General features: G+C 54.9%; 18 protein-coding genes and 1 pseudogene. 8 read left to right on the top strand and 11 right to left on the bottom strand.

All coding sequences use genetic code 11. The features are described from left to right. Positions 1-1,084 (top strand): ISNCY family transposase (locus PHA01_RS14715; protein WP_271896642.1); only part of this gene is annotated, 1,084 nt, incomplete at its 5' end. Positions 1,085-1,185: 101 nt separating this feature from the next. Further along, a pseudogene (locus PHA01_RS14710) lies at positions 1,186-1,527 on the top strand (IS30 family transposase); the annotation flags it as partial. A 178-nt stretch (positions 1,528-1,705) separates the two neighbouring features. On the opposite strand, the gene mctP reads toward PHA01_RS14710, so the two are convergent. Genes mctP through PHA01_RS14675 form a run of 7 tightly spaced genes read right to left on the bottom strand, consistent with a single transcriptional unit; the run spans position 1,706 to position 8,647 of the window. Continuing rightward, positions 1,706-3,178, bottom strand: coding sequence for a monocarboxylate uptake permease MctP (gene mctP, locus PHA01_RS14705; protein ID WP_271896640.1), 1,473 nt, complete (start codon positions 3,176-3,178; stop codon positions 1,706-1,708). Beyond that, positions 3,168-3,362 (bottom strand): DUF3311 domain-containing protein, encoded by a 195-nt coding sequence (locus PHA01_RS14700; protein WP_271896638.1) that lies wholly within the window; start codon positions 3,360-3,362, stop codon positions 3,168-3,170. Before PHA01_RS14700 ends, mctP begins: the two co-directional genes overlap by 11 nt. Before the next feature lie 24 nt (positions 3,363-3,386). Continuing rightward, on the bottom strand, positions 3,387-4,250 hold the full coding sequence (locus tag PHA01_RS14695; protein WP_271896636.1) for an efflux RND transporter periplasmic adaptor subunit: 864 nt from the start codon (positions 4,248-4,250) through the stop codon (positions 3,387-3,389). Beyond that, on the bottom strand, positions 4,247-4,456 hold the full coding sequence (locus tag PHA01_RS14690) for a DUF1656 domain-containing protein (protein WP_271896634.1): 210 nt from the start codon (positions 4,454-4,456) through the stop codon (positions 4,247-4,249). The genes PHA01_RS14695 and PHA01_RS14690 overlap by 4 nt, the downstream gene beginning before the upstream one ends. 7 nt (positions 4,457-4,463) lie before the next feature. Next, positions 4,464-6,536, bottom strand: a complete 2,073-nt coding sequence (locus tag PHA01_RS14685; protein WP_271896632.1) for an FUSC family protein — start codon at positions 6,534-6,536, stop codon at positions 4,464-4,466. Then, entirely contained in the window at positions 6,533-7,012 is a 480-nt protein-coding gene (locus PHA01_RS14680) for a MarR family winged helix-turn-helix transcriptional regulator (protein WP_271896630.1), read from the bottom strand. The genes PHA01_RS14685 and PHA01_RS14680 overlap by 4 nt, the downstream gene beginning before the upstream one ends. Before the next feature lie 54 nt (positions 7,013-7,066). Continuing rightward, positions 7,067-8,647, bottom strand: a complete 1,581-nt coding sequence (locus PHA01_RS14675; protein WP_271896628.1) for a CYTH and CHAD domain-containing protein — start codon at positions 8,645-8,647, stop codon at positions 7,067-7,069. Between the two features lie 362 nt (positions 8,648-9,009). On the opposite strand from PHA01_RS14675, the gene PHA01_RS29275 reads away from it, so the two are divergent. From PHA01_RS29275 to PHA01_RS14645, 6 genes are all read left to right on the top strand, one after another. Beyond that, positions 9,010-9,324, top strand: a complete 315-nt coding sequence (locus tag PHA01_RS29275) for a SixA phosphatase family protein (protein WP_334312023.1) — start codon at positions 9,010-9,012, stop codon at positions 9,322-9,324. A gap of 158 nt (positions 9,325-9,482) precedes the next feature. Continuing rightward, a complete protein-coding gene (locus PHA01_RS14665; protein WP_271896626.1) occupies positions 9,483-9,686 on the top strand; it encodes a hypothetical protein in 204 nt (67 codons plus the stop codon). Positions 9,687-9,778: 92 nt separating this feature from the next. After that, complete coding sequence (mazG, locus tag PHA01_RS14660; protein WP_271896690.1) at positions 9,779-10,600, top strand: nucleoside triphosphate pyrophosphohydrolase; 822 nt, start codon at positions 9,779-9,781, stop codon at positions 10,598-10,600. A 284-nt stretch (positions 10,601-10,884) separates the two neighbouring features. Next, positions 10,885-12,234, top strand: a complete 1,350-nt coding sequence (locus PHA01_RS14655) for a hypothetical protein (RefSeq protein WP_271896624.1) — start codon at positions 10,885-10,887, stop codon at positions 12,232-12,234. A gap of 10 nt (positions 12,235-12,244) precedes the next feature. Next, complete coding sequence (locus PHA01_RS14650) at positions 12,245-12,568, top strand: hypothetical protein (RefSeq protein ID WP_271896623.1); 324 nt, start codon at positions 12,245-12,247, stop codon at positions 12,566-12,568. A gap of 149 nt (positions 12,569-12,717) precedes the next feature. Next, positions 12,718-14,655 carry a hypothetical protein gene (locus tag PHA01_RS14645; protein WP_271896621.1) on the top strand — a complete coding sequence of 646 codons (1,938 nt, stop codon included), beginning with the start codon at positions 12,718-12,720 and terminating at the stop codon, positions 14,653-14,655. A gap of 129 nt (positions 14,656-14,784) precedes the next feature. On the opposite strand, the gene hflX is transcribed toward PHA01_RS14645, so the two are convergent. The 4 genes from hflX to PHA01_RS14625 form a co-directional block, all read right to left on the bottom strand. After that, positions 14,785-16,194: a GTPase HflX gene (gene hflX / locus PHA01_RS14640; RefSeq protein ID WP_417020967.1), complete on the bottom strand. Its 1,410-nt coding sequence runs from the start codon at positions 16,192-16,194 to the stop codon at positions 14,785-14,787. An 8-nt stretch (positions 16,195-16,202) separates the two neighbouring features. After that, entirely contained in the window at positions 16,203-16,442 is a 240-nt protein-coding gene (gene hfq / locus PHA01_RS14635) for an RNA chaperone Hfq (RefSeq protein ID WP_008129219.1), read from the bottom strand. A gap of 122 nt (positions 16,443-16,564) precedes the next feature. Beyond that, complete coding sequence (locus PHA01_RS14630) at positions 16,565-17,431, bottom strand: D-amino-acid transaminase (RefSeq protein WP_271896617.1); 867 nt, start codon at positions 17,429-17,431, stop codon at positions 16,565-16,567. A 12-nt stretch (positions 17,432-17,443) separates the two neighbouring features. Beyond that, entirely contained in the window at positions 17,444-18,547 is a 1,104-nt protein-coding gene (locus PHA01_RS14625; protein WP_271896615.1) for a lactonase family protein, read from the bottom strand. Between the last annotated feature and the right edge of the window lie 6 nt (positions 18,548-18,553).

The raw sequence follows: 18,553 nt of genomic DNA, 5'->3' as shown, positions 1-18,553 counted from the left end.
CTGGTCATCACGCAAGAAGCGTCGTCTGCAGTTCCATCCGCCGCGGCTGCGGCGCGAGTGTTATGGCGAGCTGATCCAGATCGACGGCAGCGAGCATCGCTGGTTCGAGGACCGCGGTCCGCCGTGCACGCTGCTGGTGTTCATCGACGATGCCACCAGCCGCCTGCAGCAATTGCTGTTCGTCGCCTCGGAAAGCGCGTTCAGCTATTTCGATGCACTCGAACAGTATTTGACCCGTCATGGCCGGCCTGTCGCGTTTTATTCCGACAAGCATTCGGTGTTCCGGGTGGCGAAGAAAGATCCAGAGGGTGGTCAGGGCATGACGCAATTCGGCCGGGCGCTGTCTGAACTCAGCATCGAGATTCTCTGCGCCAATTCGAGCCAGGCCAAAGGCCGGGTCGAACGGGCGAACCGCACGCTGCAGGACCGTTTGGTTAAGGAGCTGCGGCTGGCGGGGATCTCGGACATGGCGGCCGGCAACCGGTTTCTTGACGGTTTTACCGAGCGCTACAATGCCAGATTTGCCACATCACCTGCCCGAGCCGACGATCTGCATCGTCCCCTGAACATCGACGTTCACCGGCTGCGCGATGTGCTGTGCAAACGTGAACAGCGTTATGTCGGACGGCAACTGGCTTTTTCCTACGAGCGGCAGCGGGTGATCCTGGAGGCGAATGGGGTCAGCCGTGGGCTCGTCGGCAAATATGTCGACGTCTATGCCTTTGCCGACGGCCGTTTCGACGTCCGCTGGAAAGGAATGACCCTGCCCCACACGATCTTCGACAAGGAGCAGCGCGTGACCCATGCGGCCATTACCGAAAGCAAGCGGCTGAGCGATGTGCTGGCCTTCATCAGGGAACGGCAGGATCAGCTGCCGCCGCCAAGAGTGAAGACCAACAGCGAGGTTATCGGCTATCAAAAACGTGGACGCAAACCGCCCGGACGAAAGGGCTGGGTCGATCAAATGGTCGAGCGACGAGCCGCTGAACGGGCCTCTGGCGCTCCATCAAACGCCGCCGCTCCGGGCTGCGATAGTGAGGTCTCCGCCCTGCCCGGTGACGCGCCTCGGCGCCTGTCAGGATGACATTTCTACTTTGCAGAACACGCGACATTTCTACTTGGTTGCAACATTGGGACCCATGGGGGTGGGTTCAAGGATGAAGTGCGACTTGCGATAGATATGGGCTGATCCAGGCGCTGCAATCCCTGCCCCATCTCGCCCGCCGTTCGATCACCCTCGATCGTGGCACCGAGTTCACCGATTGGCCTTACCTGCAGGCAGGCATCGGAACGCAAACATGGTTCTGTGATCCGCAGTCGCCCCGGCAAAAAGGCACCGTCGAAAACACCAACAGACGGGCCAGGAAATGGCTGTCGAGAGAGGTTGATCCTCTGTCTCTCAGCGACCGTGATCTAACGGAAATCTGCAACAGACTGAATGCAACACCACGCAAATGCCTTGGCTATAAAACGCCAGCAGAAGTCTTCCGGCAAAAACTGCTCGCACAGACACGGCGGGCAGGCTAGCTTTCAGATATCGCAAGTCGCGCTTCAGATGGAATCTACAGAAGAATGTGCTCCATTTTTGAAGTGCGTCGCCCAAGTGATGGCCGCGCCACCTCGCCGCACTCTTAGGCGGAGAAACTCGAACGACACCGTTCGAGTTTCTTGCAATGCAAGCCCAGGCTTGCGCATATCCCTTTGTTTAGGCCGCAACCTCCACCTTCGTCTTGAAGCTACTGAGCGCGGCTGCAACCGCAATGTTGGCTATAAGTGCCAAGAGCCCGATATAGACCGTGAACGGCGCACCTCCGAGGCTGATTAGCTGTAACGGCTTTAGACCGTTGATCCAGACAAGATACGTGCCACCGAAGAAGCCCACGAACCAGCCAGCAAGTAGCCCGGGTGCGCGGAACCAATTCGAATAGAGGCCGAATACCAGTGCCGGAAGGGTTTGGAGTATCCATATTCCGCCGAGAAGCTGCAGATCGAGCGCGAACTGTGTCGGAAGGAAAGCGATGACCATCAACGCGCCGATCTTGACGACCAGCGATGTTACCTTGGCGACCTTCGCCTCACCTTCGTGTGTGACCGCCGGATTGACGTAGGCCTTCCAGAAGTTCCGGGTAAATAGATTGGAAGCGCCAATGCTCATGACGGCGGCCGGAACGAGAGCACCGATTGCAATAGCGGCAAAAGCAAAGCCCGCAAACCAGCTTGGAAACAATGTCTGGAAAAGTGCTGGCACAACCTGGTTCGGGCTCGACACGTTTAGATGTGCTGCGTGCCCCATATAGCCAAGCAGTGCAAGAAGTCCGAGCAGCAGAGTGTATGCGGGCAAGAGTGCAGCATTTTTGCGGATCGTGTTGCTGCTGTTCGATGCGAAGATGCCTGTCAGAGTATGCGGATACATGAAGGCCGCAAGCGCCGAGCCGAGCGCCAAGGTTGCGTAGGCGACGTATTGGCTTCCATCAAGAAGCAGACTTCCCGAACCTTTGGCCTTGAAAGCCGCATCCGCCGAAGCGAACACATTGGCATAGCCTCCGAGCTTGGACGGTATCAGGGCAACCGCAGCGAACACCGCGATATAGATCATGATGTCCTTGACGAAAGCGATCAGCGCAGGTGCGCGCAGGCCCGCCGAATAGGTGTAAAGGGCCAGAATAATGAACGCGACGGCCAAGGGCAGTTCCCCGGTCAGACCTAACGCTTGCAGAACCGCCGCCATGCCGACAAGCTGCAGGGCGATATAAGGCATCGTGGCTATGACACCGGTAAGAGCAACGGCCAGTTCCAGGGCACGTGATCCATATTGCCCGTAAACCACATCACCGGCAGTAACATAACCGTTGTCCTTGGCGCGCTTCCAAAGGATGGGCATCACCATGAATACGAATGGATAGACGATGATTGTGTAGGGTAACGCAAAGAAGCCATAGGCACCGACTGCGTAGACAAGCGCCGGAACGGCGATAACGGTGTAAGCCGTGTAGAAGTCACCGCCAACGAGGAACCAGGTGATCCAGGTTCCGAAGTTGCGGCCCCCTAGCCCCCATTCGTCCAGATGTCCCATGTTTTTCGGAGCGCGCCAGCGCGACGCAACAAAACCGAGGACTGTGACGAGGGCGAAGAAGAAAATGAATACGGACAGCGCGACAGGATCAATATTAGTCGTCATGGCGCGTGCTCCGGTACGCAATCCAGGTCAAAAATGCGGTGATCGGCACCCAGGCAAGCTGGTACCAATAGAAAAACGGAAATCCGAAAAGCTCCGGGTCGTGGAAATTATAGAATGGCACCCAAAGCAATCCGATATACGGAATGAGCAGAAGCCAGAGCACAGGTCGTGAGCGTTTTTCCATCGTCATTTCCTCTCCAAGTCCAAGTCAAGGTGTTACCGCAACGGTCGCAGTCATACCTGCCACCAATTGAGTGTTTTCAGGTAGGTCGTTGAGCGCTATCCTGACCGGAATACGCTGAGCGAGACGAACCCATGTGAAAGTTGGATTGATGTTGGCAAGAAGGCCGGAACCTGCCGTTCGTTCGCGATCTTCGATCCCTGCCGCGATGCTATCGACATGACCTTCGATGGTACCAGGCCGTCCCATCAGTTTGACCCTCACCGGATCGCCAATGTGAATGCGCGAGAGCTTCGTTTCTTCGAAATAGCCCTCCACGCGGAGTGAATCCGTATCGACGAGCGCGATTTCGGCACTTCCTGTCGTGACATAATTGCCCGGGCGAAGGGAAAGATTGCTGATGGTGCCGTTGACGGGCGCCCTCACCTGCGACCGTTCCCTGTTGAGGCGGGCAAGATCGAGATTAGCTGACGCTTGGAGAAAACTCGCTTGAGCTTGCGCTTCAGCGGCCTGGGCTTCTTCCTTCTGTTGCTGCGATATCACCCCGCCGAGTTGTTCGCGACGCTTGCGGTCACGCGTCGCTTGGTCCAACGTCGCCTTGGCCCCTGCAACTGCAGCTTCTGCCTGCTCTTCGGCAATCTGGAAACGCTTCTCGTCTACCTTGAACAACACGTCGCCTTTCTTGACGATGTCATTGTCTTTAACAAGCACTTCACTCACCAGCCCTGATACGTCTGGTGCAACCGCAACAATGTCGGCGCGGACACGCGCGTCACGCGTCCAAGGGTCATTCATATAATGATTCCAAAGCTCGCGGCCGACGAACAGGGCGCAAACAACCAAGGACAGGGTGACGAGCACGCGCCCTGCAGTTTTCAAATTTTGATTCATGACAATAACCGTTGGGTCAGGAAAGTGATGGCGCCGAGTGTGACGACGTAAAGTGCAACATCGAACAACCCCCGATGCCAGACGATTGCATAAAGGCCGATCCATGAAAGCGCCCGGCGCAAAACCACGTTGAACAGAAGCGTAACAAGCATCAATCCGAGAAGTCCGGGTACGTAAACGCCATAGATATCAAGCTCAGCTAACATTCTGTTTTTACTCCGCGGCCATCAGCATTTCTCGTGCGGATGGTCTCATATCGGCGCCTGGAGGAGCGGACGGCGCAGCCGCATAGGGAAATAATGCCCGTCGTAGGCCGACGAGCGCGTCCAATACCTTGCGTCCACGAACATTCTCTTGAAAGCTGGAGAACACGAGAGCGCTATCCAATTGCTCCTGCAACTTTGCACTCGGCCTCACTGCCTCACGTCGTGCCACGCGCTGCCGGAACAACTCGGCAATCCCTGAAAGGACTGCGTTCACTTGGGATTGTTCCTCCCCGGTCAAATGTTTACGCTCCCGCTGGATTGCGAGGATGTTGAAGCCCATGCGCACTTCTGCAAAGCCATCGATATCCGACAGGTAGCGATCGTCCAGGGATGCCAACCTTGGTATGAGCTGCCCCATCCGGTCCAGCATTCGCCCAGAGAGCTTTTCATAGTCGCTTCGCTTCAATCCGGCGGCAGTTTCAGCGAGATCAGACCAGCCAGCACGGACCAGGCGACGGGCAGCAATCTCGGCACCAAACGGCCTTGCAAGTTGCGTCCAGACCAGAGCGAAACCGATGCCGGCCATCGCAGCAATCCCTTCACTGGCAAATGTAATAAAATCAGCGCTGAGGCGGTTCTGCATTGCGACGAAGGAAGCGGTGTTCACCGTGAGGAGCATTGCGAGCATATTGAAATGTGGTCGCGGGATCAGCGTCCCGATGAAGAGGAATGCTGGTGCAAAGACCAGCACAAGCATTTCGTAACCACTGATCGCCGGAAGGATCGCAAACAGATAGACGAAGGATGCCACGAGACTGACACCGCACCACATGAACATTGCTGATATGAAAGGTGCCGGCCTGTCCATGGCAGCAAAGAATGAACAGGCAACAGCCGTCATCATCACGAAGCTTGCTCCGCTCTGCCATCCAATCTGTATCCAGATCAGACCAGCAACAAGGGTTGCTGCGACGACGGAACCCGACGAAAAGAACATCATGGCGTAGTCGTAGTAGCGGTTACGTCCAACGACCTGGCGATGGCGGAAGGCTGGGCGCCACCGTCCGGAATACTGACCCTTGGCTATTTCTTCACGAAGGGTCAGGCAATCGTGCCAGAGGTTAACAATTTCCAACAATCGGGCAAGTGCACTCGAAAGTATCAGCCTTCCCCACTCCGCAGACTCATCGGACGATTCCAGCCGTTTGATCTGTGCCGCAAAATGATCCGGACTTTTCTCTGACGCTGATGTTCCGGATGTCAACCAACCGGCGACCTCGCAAAGAAGCGCGCCGAGTTCCGGAGTCAATTGCCGGCCATCAGCCTTAAGGGCATGGAGCCTGTCCGCCAACGACGAAAGCAGAGGCAGAAGCATCATGAGGCGTCCACGCAGTTCTTTCGCATGCCGGGCAACGTCGCGGGTGCCCGCATCATAGGTCAGCTGGCTAATAACGAGATCAAGTCCGGCTATATCCGATGCCAACTTCTGACGTCGTGCTGGCGTAGCCGGAACAGCACCCTCCCCGCGCAATATCTCGTCCGCCCAGTCCGCGGCATCATCGAGCCATGCAGAAATTCTGGCGCCGAGAAGTGTTCCAACGCTGCTGGGAAATACAAGCAAGCCCACGACAGTCGCGCAGGTAATGCCGATAATGATCTCCTCAGTTCGCGCAAGCGCTGTATCGAAGATCAATTCCGGCGTCATTACTGTTGGAAGCGCAATGAGCGGTAGTGAATAACCTGCCAGCATGAAAACATAACTGCGCGGCGTTCGGTCGAGCATGGATATGTACAGTAGACAACCGGTCCACAACGCGACGACAAGCGATAAGAGTTCTGGAGCATTAACAAAGAGCGGCACAAAAAACACCGCGGCGCTCGCCCCGATAATCGTGCCAAGTGCGCGATAAAGACCTTTGGAACTCGTCGCGCCTGCAAGCGGATTTGCAACCACGTAAACAGCCGCCATGGCCCAGTATGGTCGAGGCAAATCGAACCACAGCGCGATATAGAGGGCCATCATTGATGCGAGAAAAGCTTTGGCCGAAAATACCCACTCCCGCCAGGACGGAAAAGTCACGGTGTCAGCTCCGCCTCGCTCGCCGGAGGCCCTATCGTGGTTGAATTGCTGGCGCGATCAAATGCATCAAGTACTCGCAACGCGGCTTCAAGGTCTTCCTTGCTGACATCAGCAAGGATCTGGGCGCGCAAACCAACGAGGATATCCTCAAGTTCTGCTGTGAACTGCTTACCCTTTTCGGTAAGCCAAAGCGTCTTGGCGCGGCGATCGCTACTATCTTCTTTCCGGATAACAAGTTCCGCCGCCTCAAGCTGATCGAGCAGACGGACCAATGACGGCCCCTCAATTCCAACATATGATGCAAGGGTAATCTGCCGCACGCCGCCGCCTAGCCGCCCAATCCAGATCAGGGGCGCCGCCGTGGCTTCAGAGATATTTGAAGCCACAAGCGCCTGATCTGTAATGCGCCGCCATTGCCGCCCTGTCTGAAGCAGGCTCGCTGTAAACGCTCTACGAAGATTATCAATCTCGTTCATATAGAAATAATTAGCATACGAATAATTAGATATCAATCTTTTAGTTCGCTGGGCTTACCAGAATTGTGGGGTTCGTTTGAACTTGCCCCACCTGTTGTTCATCCGGCTGGCGCTCGTCATTTCGAGATGTCCCTGCCAGCCGACCACGGCGCCAATGGCACGATGCAGGTCGGGACTTTCCGCACGTTCCTGGATATTCGACAGAAGGGTCCGCGAAGTTCTGATATCATTGGCTTCGCCCAGAACATCCTGCAGTCGGGACAGCTGCTTGAGATATTTTCCTGTCGGTCCCCGGTCTACATAAAGTGGCAAGAAGAACTCTGTAGCATAGCGCAGTTTCTTCAAGGTCAGTCGCAGCCTGTGCCGCGCTTCGGGCCGAAGATGGCGAAAATGCCGCCCGCTCTTGAGTGCCTTTCGCTCGATACGGGTGAGAACTTTGGACGCAAATTTCGTAAGTGGCTCGGCAAGTGTCCGCAGATCCTCGCTGGCAACCTCGTTTCGCCAGCTTTTCCGCTGAATAACGAGCCCCAGTGACAAAAGAAAACGGTTGGTTTGCGAGTCAGCGATGTTATCGCGCACAATGCCATAACCCTCATTCCGGAAGGGCACGCTCGCGGCGCGCAAGCTGGAGAAGTCGATGTCCGGCAGATTGCTCTTCTCGATATCGGCGAGCGTTGAGTCGATAAAAACATCCCAGTTGCGTGCTGGTCCCAACGTTCGTGCAAACCGCCTCGCTTCGCCATCGAGCGCCAGCAGTGATGGCGTCTCAAACTCGCGCCGCAAAAAATACAAGGCCGTTCGCAGACGTCGTAACGCCACACGCAACTGATGGACGCCTTCGCCGCCGTTTTCTGCCGGAGACAGATTCGCCTGTATCTGTTGTTGGCAGTTCGACAGGAGTTTGGCGATGCCTTCATCCACGGTATTTTGGCAGCCGAGATTAGACGAGGACGCCTTCACAGCCACTGAATCAATACCAAGAGCGAGCGCATAGCCACGCGCGGATTTGCTCTGTGTTTCAAGGCACAGCGGCGAGATATCCATCAGACCAAGGCCGAGTTGGTAGAGTGCCGCTGCCCTGCCCTGTTTCAGTTCAAGTTCGACCTCGCATAGCGGCTCCTGTTGCGATCCGGCTTCTATCACGCCATCGTCAAACGCGACCTCGATCTGTCCCTCAGATACATCCACAGTCACCCGATGCCGGCGCACTTTGGTGACAAAGATCGGCACAAATTGATCGACAGCGATTTTGTCGAAAATCCCATCGATTTCCGACACTGGCAGCGCACCGAGATCGGGGGTCAGTGTCTCGACCGGCGCCTCCCATTCATTGCGTGTCAGTGGATCATCCACGGATACTCGCTTGATGGTTTGCACCAGGTACTTGCCGCTGCGCCGAACTCGCAGGGAAATGCCGGCACCAAACAACTTATGGTCAGCCGTATCGTAATACGTTGTTTCCAACCGGCGTATCGTACCCTTGTTCCGGGAATCTTGCAGAATAACAGGGGATGTTCGAATCTGGTCGAGCGAACCTGGAGAGGCACGCAGCTTCAATTCGACTTCGACCGGAGCCGGTGGAGAAACAACATCGACATCTTTGATGCTGGCTCGCTTCTCCTTACCACGATCCACCGCGATCATCCTGTAAAACGCCTTTCTTATTTCCTTCCCATCTCAATTCTATACTATCCCGTAGGACCCAAATTGGTAGATGAGTCTAGCGTTTCCTATTTGGGCCGATAGTCGCGATCTCAACCAGTACGGTAAGACTGATGATGCGCAGGCTAATGCTTCTTCGTCATGCCAAGTCGGACAGGCCCGACAACGTTGACGACCATGCGCGCCCTCTTGCGGAACGCGGCCGTCGGGCGTGCCCGTTGATGGGCGCTTACATGGTGGAGCAAGGTCTTCTACCCGACCTTGCCATGATATCGACAGCCCGACGCACCATGGAAACATGGGAACTTATCCGAGCTGTTTTCCCGAAGGACATAATGCAGATCGACGAGCCGCGCCTCTTCGATGCTTCCGCCAAAGCGATCCTTGACATCATCCACCAAACGAGACCTGACGTTAAGGCGTTGCTGGTCGTCGGACATAATCCCGGACTCCATGAGCTTGCTCTCAAACTGATCAGAACGGGAAGTCAGAAAAATCTATCCCGATTGCAACAAAAATACCCAACTGCGGCGCTGGTAGTGATCGACCTCGGTGCCAGAAATTGGAACGTCATAGCTGAAAGCACCGGTCAACTCGAACGGTTCGTGACGCCGAAGTCGATCAGCAGCGGATTATCCGGATTGGTGTAGTATGTGTCATCGCTACAGGCGGCGTGAATCCGTTAAGCTACAAGAGCGGGAGGGTGTCAGCCATACGCAAGGTGCTAATCATTGCCCTGCTCTTCGCAGCTCCCGCGTTCGCTCACGACGCTCCGCTTGGCTGGGCGTATGGTGCCGAATGTTGCAGCATGACCGACTGTTGGCAAGAGAAGGATGGTGCCATCCTGGAAACGCCAAATGGCTACCGTGTTATCACTACCGGGGAACTGATCGCCTACGGTGATAGCCGTATCAAACCGTCGAAGGATCAGTTTTTCCATCGCTGTACCGTCGGCGCCGATCCCAAGGCAAGGCGATCGATCTGCCTCTATGTTCCGCCAAGATCGTTGTAGAGCGCTACCCCATGGCGTGCACGTTGTGGACAAGCAATCGACGGCAGCGCTTCGTCATGTTCGCCGCCAATGACTTGGCCTATTCTACGTTCATGAAACCATCACGCGAGATAACCCGCTTGCTCGATATCATGGCTGCTTTGCGCACGCCCGTAACGGGCTGCCCCTGGGATCTGGAGCAGGATTTCAAATCCATCGCGCCGTATACGCTCGAGGAGGCATTTGAAGTCATCGACGCGATCGAGCGCAATGACATCGACGATCTGCGTGAGGAACTGGGCGATCTGCTGCTGCAGGTTGTTTTCCATGCACGCATGGCCGAGGAGCTCAAGGCGTTCGATTTTGGCGATGTGGTTCAGGCCATCACCCATAAGATGATCCGTCGTCATCCACACGTATTCGGCGAAGAAGCCGCGCGCGGCGCAGGTATGGCCAAAGGCATGTGGGACAAGATCAAGGCCGAGGAAAAAGCCGAGCGCCGCGAACGCCGTGCCGCGCTCAATCCAGGTCTGGCCGAAGCCGATGGTTTTCTCGACGATATTCCCCATGGCTTCCCCGCGCTGATGCGGGCTTTGAAACTGCAGCAGAAAGCCGCGAAAGTCGGTTTCGACTGGTCAGAGGCTGCGCCAATCCTTGACAAGATCGAGGAAGAGATCGGCGAACTGAAGGAAGCAATCGCCAGCGGCGATCGACAAGATACCGAAGAAGAATATGGCGACCTGCTCTTTGCCCTCGTCAATCTCGGCCGCCACCTCAAACTCGAGCCTGAAAGCGCTCTGCGCGGCACCAACGAGAAATTCCGCAAACGCTTCCATTACATCGAACGCAAACTGGCCGAACAGCAACAGTCTCTCGACGCGGCGACGCTAGAGGAGATGGAAGCGCTGTGGCAGGAAGCCAAGACGGCGAAATAGCGCCGTTCTCATGCATCATTGTTAGGCATTTTCGAAATGCCGAATAAACATTGGGCATTCGCTGCATCCCATCACAACTGTTGCTTGGTGATTTTGGCCGGGTAGCGTGAATTTAACGCGTCCAAATGGCCCGTCTTGGCTTGAATTTGCGAATCGGCTCGAGCGAAGCAAAATTCGGGCCCAGTATGTTCACTTGGCACGTTAATTGCTCTGAAAGCGTGTGGTTCGATTAAACCACGAAACGCTAAGACCAATATTTCAGCAAATTTGCTCTGGAGACATAGATGAAAGACATTTTTGAAACGGGCCGCAAGCCGGCTCGTGATGCCGATCAGCCCTCCCCGATGCGACGGAGAATTTTGAAGGCCTGCGCCTATTTGCCGACAGCGCCGCTGCTGGCGATGCTGGGCGGGTGCGATGACAACAGCAGCGCGCTGGTTGGCGACACATCCACATTTACGCCCGGACAAGAACAGACGATTGAAGCAGAGATAACCAGGCGCCTGAACCTTAGAATTCCGCCCTTCAGCACAACTGATCCGGTGAAATTACCGGAGAAGAAACTGGACACGCTGACAACTGGCTCCGTCGAGGTCACCCACGTGCCGGACAAAGCGCCCGCACCCTCCAAGCCCAAGAAAGTCGGCATATATTGCCTTGAGTATGATTCATTCACCCAGATATCCACGCGGCGGGAAGTGCCCGAAGGAACGCCTGGCTCTGTCAAGGTAACCAATCCTGCGAAGGCTGCGTTGGTCGAGGAAGCCGCCAAACTGGGCGAATCGGCCTTTGGAATTGGTAGCATTTCGCTACCCGATACTATCAGCATTGAAGACATCGAGACCTATCTGAAACGCGCGCTGGACAATCGCTTCGCGCTTCTCTACCGGGCGATGGTGACGGCCTTTCAAAAGCACCCCCCCAAGGAATTCGATGTCAGCTTCTTCACCGCGCCGGAATTCTACTGGAACGTGCCTTTCAATGATTTTCTCGACGGGAACGAACTGCAGGCGGCAGCGGATTTGTGCCAGAAAACCGTGACGAGCAATGCCAGAACGCTGATCGCCAAATTTCCGGTAAGCCAGTACGGCACTATCGTCTTGCTGCCCGGCACCATCGCGACGCTGAAGCCGACCAAGGAGGCCGTGAAACAAGACGGTACCCCCGTGGGCGAAACCACCTATCTTGCTTCCAATCATCTTACCTGCACCCACAACCTGCCGCTTGATGACACAAAATATCCCCGGCCTGCCTATATGATTTGGCCTAAACGGATGGTGTCACATATAGATTTCGGCTTTTGTGGCTATAGCGAGGACGGCTTACTGCCGAATCCGGCCCATTTGGGTATGGATAACCCGTTCGTAACGTGTGCGCTAACAACCGAAGGAAAGCAGGTGCCTATCATGATCGAACACGTCTCTTCATCCCGCGCACAGTCATTCGATGCGAATGGCAAATTGCTTTCCAACAGGTTCAACAACAAGATCGTCGAGGATTTGCCCTTTGGCGTCGATATTTGTCTGGATTATTCCAGCGCAAGCATCCAGCTAGATCCGGTCCGCATAAGTCAGCTTGATAGGCGGATGGGCGGAAGCCTGGAAATTGAATTGGACCAAAGGAATCGGGAATGATTTGGGAACGATGGACTACACTGATATCCCCGCGCTCGATTCCGTTAGTCAGAACCAGCAGGATATGGCCAATCAAAACCAGCAGAATGCCAATAATCAAAATCAGCAGAATGCGGAAAGGCCGGAAAAGGGCGTTATCCTCGTCGATCAGACAGATGCGTTTGTTGCCCCCAAGGATGCGGACACAAAAGACATCCCGACAATTATGGATGAAATGAACTCCGGCACTGTCAAAATCTGGTCACTGGATGTTGACAAGCCTGCGGAAGACCTGGTCGCCAGCAATCCCGTGGCCACAAAAAACGCTGACAAGACCATCCAGTTCATAAAATAAGGGGCATCGCGCCATAGGTAGCCAAAAGGTGGGGCGGTGACGCCCCGCTTCAAAGCTCAACGACGATCCTTGCTCTGACAAATTTGTGGTTCGATTAAACCACGAAACGCTACGGCCAATATTTCAGCAATTTTGCTCTGGAGACATAGATGAAAGACATTTTTGGAACGGGCCGCAACCCGGCTCGCGATACCGATCAGCCCTCCCCGATGCGACGGAGAATTTTGCAGGCCTGCGCCTATTTGCCCACGGCGCCGCTGCTGGCTATGCTGGGCGGTTGCGATGGCGATAGTAGCGTCCCATCGAGTGACACGTCGACATTCACGCCACCGGTTGCGCCGCCGGTGAAGCCTCCAGTCACGGAAACCGTCATATATGAGAAGCTGGACCTCAAAATCCCGCCTTTCAGTGACCAGGATCAGGGAACTAACCAAACGTTCAAGAACCTGCTACTTCCCATCGAGGAAGAACCGCGCCAACCAGTCGTCCAACAGGTGCAGCAGGGTAACATTATCCAGGTTCCCGGCCAGGCGCTACTTCCCGTCCAGGAAGAGCCGCGCCAACCGGTCGTCCAACAGGTGCAGCAGGATAACATTATCCAGGTTCCGGGCCAGGCGCCACTTCCCATCGAGGAAGAGCCGCGTGAAACGGCCATCCAGCAGGTGAAGCAGAGTGACGTCATCCAGGTTCCGGCCCCTGCGCCTTCCAAACCGAAGAAAGTTGGCATCTACAGCCTGCAATATCATTCGTACAAGCAGGTTTCCGCACGCCGGGAGGTTGCGGCGGGAACGCCGGGAGCGGTCATAGTGGCTAGTGAGGCGAAGACTTACGAAGGGATCGAGAGCTATTTGAAACGCTCATTGGATAACCGGTTTGCGCTGCTCTATCGCGCCATGATAACCGCCTTCGAAAAACGGTCGCCAACAGAATTCGATGTAAGCTTTGTTACGGCCCCGGAATTCTACTGGAATGTGCCTTTTGGCGATTTCTGGACCAAGGAGGAGCTGGAATTCGGTGCTGATTTGTGTCTGAACACGGTTACGAAGCACGTCCAGACATTGATCAAGAAATTTCCGGCATGGAAATACGGGCATATCGTCATGTTGCCGGGCACGATTGCCATGCTGAAACCAATGGCTGATCCCCGCAAACCGAATGACACGAAAATTGACGGCACGATCTACGAGGCGTTCAATCACGTCGTGTGTACGCATAATTTGCCGCTGAACGATGGTGCGAAACGGCCCGCCTATATGATCTGGCCCAAACGGACGGTGTCGCATATCGACTTCTATGACGAATTAGCCGGTTCTAGTTGTGGTGATCCCATGGCGGGCACGTTAAAACCCAATCCACTTGGTCCTGACCTGGTACATCCGATGATGGCGCATGTGAAAAACCCGATATACGAATGTATCATAAGTGTTAAGCATAACCTTAAAGTAAAAATCGGCTATGTCACCTCTTCAGTTGGTCGCTCATATGATTCTGATGACAAGTTAATCTCGGGAAAGTTCCAGAATAATATCATCGATGGCTTGCCGTTTGGAATTGATATTTGCATGGACTATTATGAGGCCAGCGTCCAAAAGAACCAACATCGCATCTCTCAGATCGACGAGCGCAATTTCAAGCTGGACTTTGTGCTTTCCGCCGGCATCGATCTACTTGTCAGCACTTATGACAATACGCCCTATATCCAATATGCGATACACAACGACGGAATAGGGCGCGAAAAGGCTGGGTTGGTTGAAGTCTGGAAACTCACCTGGACGCCTGGGAAGCCCTCAGTAACCCAAAAAAGACTCATCTTTGGAAAGTGGATGGACTGGATTGATAGATTCCCGAGCAAGGCGACCAAGGAAGACTCGCAGCCACTTGAAAGCCAAATCGCCATCAACCAACGCGAAATTTTTGATGCACCAGCGGGTTCCGATACGAAAGATATCCCCAATATCCTCGATAAAATGAATGCCGCCCTTGTGAGCATCTGGCAGCTGGACGTGGTACAGCCGGTCGAAACAGTCGTTGCCAGCAATCCGGTGCCAATAACGGTGGCTGACAAGACGATCCAGTTCATAAAATAAACCGGCATCGCCCATCAACATCCAACAGGTGAGGGCAGCATTGGCTGCACCTCGCCAGGCGCAATGTGAAATAGCCAGTTATGGAAATGGAAGTTGTGGCAGGAAGCCAAGACGGCGAAAAAAATCGCCTTACCTGCTGTTCCTGCTCAACATCTTCTCGTCGAGCATGGCTTGCGAGTTGACCGTCATATCCATCGTCAAGGCGATTGAACCGTCATCGAGATCCTTGCGCTTCACATTGCTGGAGTGCTGATAAATCCAGTCCATGAGCCGCATCTGGTTGTGCTGTAGAGTAACCTTGACCTTGGTGAGCTTGCCGGCGATCCGGTCCTCGATTTCCTTGAGCAGGTCGTCCACGCCCTCACCCGTGATCGCCGAGACCGGGATCGGATGTTCGTTGCCAACTGCCGCGGCGCTCAAGCGCTGCGCCGTCTCGCGGCCGGCATCATCCAGCAGATCGATCTTGTTCCAGACTTCGATGATGCGCTTCGTATCGCCACGCTCGATGCCGAGGCTCGTCATGATTGCATGAACGTCTTCGGCCTGTGCTGCAGTGTCCGGATCGGAAATATCGCGTACATGCAGGATAAGATCCGCCTCGACCACCTCTTCCAGTGTCGCACGGAAGGCGGCGACCAGATGGGTCGGCAGGTTGGAAATGAAACCAACCGTATCCGAGAGAATGATCGTTTCGCCATGTTCGAGCTTGATGCGCCGCAGCGTCGGATCCAGCGTGGCGAAGAGCATGTCTTCGGCAACGACCCCTGCTCCGGTCAGGCGATTGAACAGCGTGGATTTTCCGGCGTTGGTATAGCCAACAAGGGCAACCACCGGATGCGGCACCTTCTTGCGTTTGGCCCGGTGCAGCGTACGCGTGCGAACGACCGTCTCAAGCTCGCGCTTGATGCGCAGGATCTTTTCCTGCAGGGCGCGTCTGTCGGCCTCGATTTGCGTTTCACCCGGGCCACCAAGGAAGCCGCCGCCACCGCGCTGACGCTCCAAGTGGGTCCAACTACGAACCAGACGGCCCTTCTGATAGGTCAGGTGCGCGAGTTCCACCTGCAGCGCACCCTCCTTTGTTTGGGCGCGGCGGCCGAAGATTTCGAGAATAAGCCCGGTCCGGTCCAGGACCTTGGCATTCCATTCTTTTTCGAGATTGCGTTGCTGTACGGGCGTCAAGGAATGGTCGACTATAACCAGTTCCGCATGTGAAGCCTCGATGATCTCGCCAATTGCCGCTACCTTGCCGGTCCCGAGCAATGTAGCCGGGCGCGGCGCAGAAACCTGCACGATATCCGAATGGACAATGTTGAGGTCGATCGCTCGCGCAAGCCCCTCGGCTTCTTCGAGCCTCGCTTCATCGCTGCGCTGGAACTCATGCTGGAATTGCGACCGATTGGTCTCGCCATTGCCACTATTACTGAAGCGTTGTGGCAAAATTGGCACGATGACAACCGCACGCGTAGCTTCCCTGGCGGTTTCGCTGTTATCAGCAATCCCACCAGTTTTCTGTGCGTTACGCGTAAAGTCCTTGGTCAAATGTGGTATCAGTCGCTCTCTTCAACTTCGAACATCTGCACGGGCTGGCTCGGCATGATGGTCGATATAGCATGTTTATAGACGAGCTGTGAATGGCCGTCGCGGCGCAAAAGAACGCAGAAGTTGTCGAAAGATGTAACAATTCCAGTCAGTTTTACACCATTAATGAGGAATATTGTCAGAGAAATCTTCTGTTTTCTGACTGAATTCAGAAAAAGGTCCTGAAGATTCTGCGATCGTTCAGCCATTGTTTTTGTCCTTTTATGCGATCAGCAAACGTGTCTCATACAAAATTCTGCGGCGGAAGCAAACTTTCTTTGCTCCAGCAGGAGGTGAAAAATAGCGCTCTGTTAGTCCCCTCACTCTCCGGTTAACAGGATGGCGTTTTTTCCGCAATGTCAAAAAACGCTTCCCGCAAGGAAAGTGTAGTTGTTCCAGGATGGCCATTTGCTACCGATTCGCCGTCAATCGCAACGATTGGCATGACAACTGTTGACGCAGCGGTCATGAAAACTTCCTTGGCCTTCTTTGCTTCATCGACCGAGAAGCCCCTCTCTTCGATCTTGAGCCCCAACTTTTTTGCCACGTCGAAAATGGTGGTGCGAGTGATACCGCGCAAAATTCCGCTTTCGGCCGGACGCGTGACCAGAACACCATCCTTGGTGACGATCCAGGCATTCGTCGCAGCGCCTTCCTTCACGATACCATCCTCATCGATGAACCATGCTTCCTGGGCGCCTTGGTCCTTCGCCTGCTGGCGAGCCAGCACATTTGGCAACAAACCGATGGACTTGATGTCGACACGCTCCCAGCGGTTTTCTGGCGTAGTTATCACCTTGATGCCTTTGGCTGCCCGAGCGGCCGATGCGGTAGGGCTGGTACGCTTGGCAGTGACAACAATAGCTGGCGGCGTATCCAGCGAGGGAAACACGTGATCGCGCCTGGCAACGCCGCGCGTGACCTGCAAGTAGACAAGACCGTCGTTAACCCGGTTCCGTCGGACGACCTCCTTGATAATGACCTGGAGTGCCTTGCGAGCCATTGGCCAGGAAATCTTCAATTCAGAAAGCGAACGATTCAACCTGTCGAGGTGGCGGGTCATATCCATGATATTACCGCGTGCTATCTCGCAGACTTCATAGACACCATCGGCGAACTGATAGCCGCGGTCCTCGATGTGGATACCAGCTTCGGAATGCTGGACATATTGACCGTTTACATAGGCAATGCGCGACATCGCGGCTCCTTTTTAGTGGAATGTACCGAATACGATGCGCATGGGCGTCTCCAGCGCAACGCGTTTACCGGTATCCTCAAGCGCACCGGTATGAATATCGCGTCTGAAAATGGCGATGCCGCCGCCCTTCTGATTGGCGACCAGCATGAACTTGCCGGACGGGTCAATTGCGAAATTGCGCGGGCCAATGCCTTGCGATGGTGTCCAACCGATCAATGCAACTTCACCCGAAGCGGCGATAGCATAGCTGACAATGCTGTTGTGACCACGGTTGGATCCGTAGAGGAACCGGCCATCGGGGCTCGCGGCGATTTCCGCGCAGGTATTGGTTCCCGTGAAGCCCTCCGGCAGTGCCGGCAATGTCTGGATCATCGTGAGCGCAGCGTTTTCCGGATTGTAATCCAAAACTGAAACAGTGCTATTCAACTCGTTGATGACATAGGCAATTTTGCCATCTGGGTGAAATATCATATGACGCGGGCCCGCCCCTTCGGGCATCTGCGTAAATGGTGTTGCGGCAAGTGACAGGCTTTCGCCCTTCTTTGGCAACATATAGGCCATGATCCGGTCGAGCCCGAGGTCGCAGACAAAGACAGTATGATTGTCGGGGCTTGCAACCGCACAATGGCCGTGCTGGCGCTTCTCGGTCGGCAAGATTGCGTTTTGGCCTTCGTGGATCGCAGCGGCAAAGGCAGGCTCCAACCCGCCGTCTGCTCGTAGCGCAAAGGCAGTAATCGCATTACCTGGCCGCGCGCCCAATTCAGCGACTGTGTAGTTCGACGCAAAGATCATTTCGCCGGTCTGGTCGAAACCGAGATGGCAGGTAGTGTTACCCAACGTCGATTGCATATTGATATAGGACAGCGCACCGGTCGACGGATCGATATCGAAGGCTGCTGCGAGATTCTCGTTCCACGCCGGAACTTCCGCAGCGGCGTAGAGCCGCTTGCGCTTTTCATCAATCGCCAGATATCCTGGATTGTCGATCGCCAGATATTCGCTAGCAAGCGTCATATCTCCCGTCTCACCATCGAATTGAAAGACGCTGATTCCCTTTCCCTTACCGGGCAAGGCATTGCGATTCAGGTTACCGACAAAAGCAAAGGTTTTTGGCATTGTTGA

Source organism: Candidatus Phyllobacterium onerii (assembly GCF_028331445.1).
In the GTDB taxonomy this organism is placed as follows: Bacteria; Pseudomonadota; Alphaproteobacteria; order Rhizobiales; family Rhizobiaceae; genus Phyllobacterium; species Phyllobacterium onerii.
Note: the sequence above shows the minus strand (reverse complement) of the source record. Positions and strands in the feature narration are given on the sequence as shown.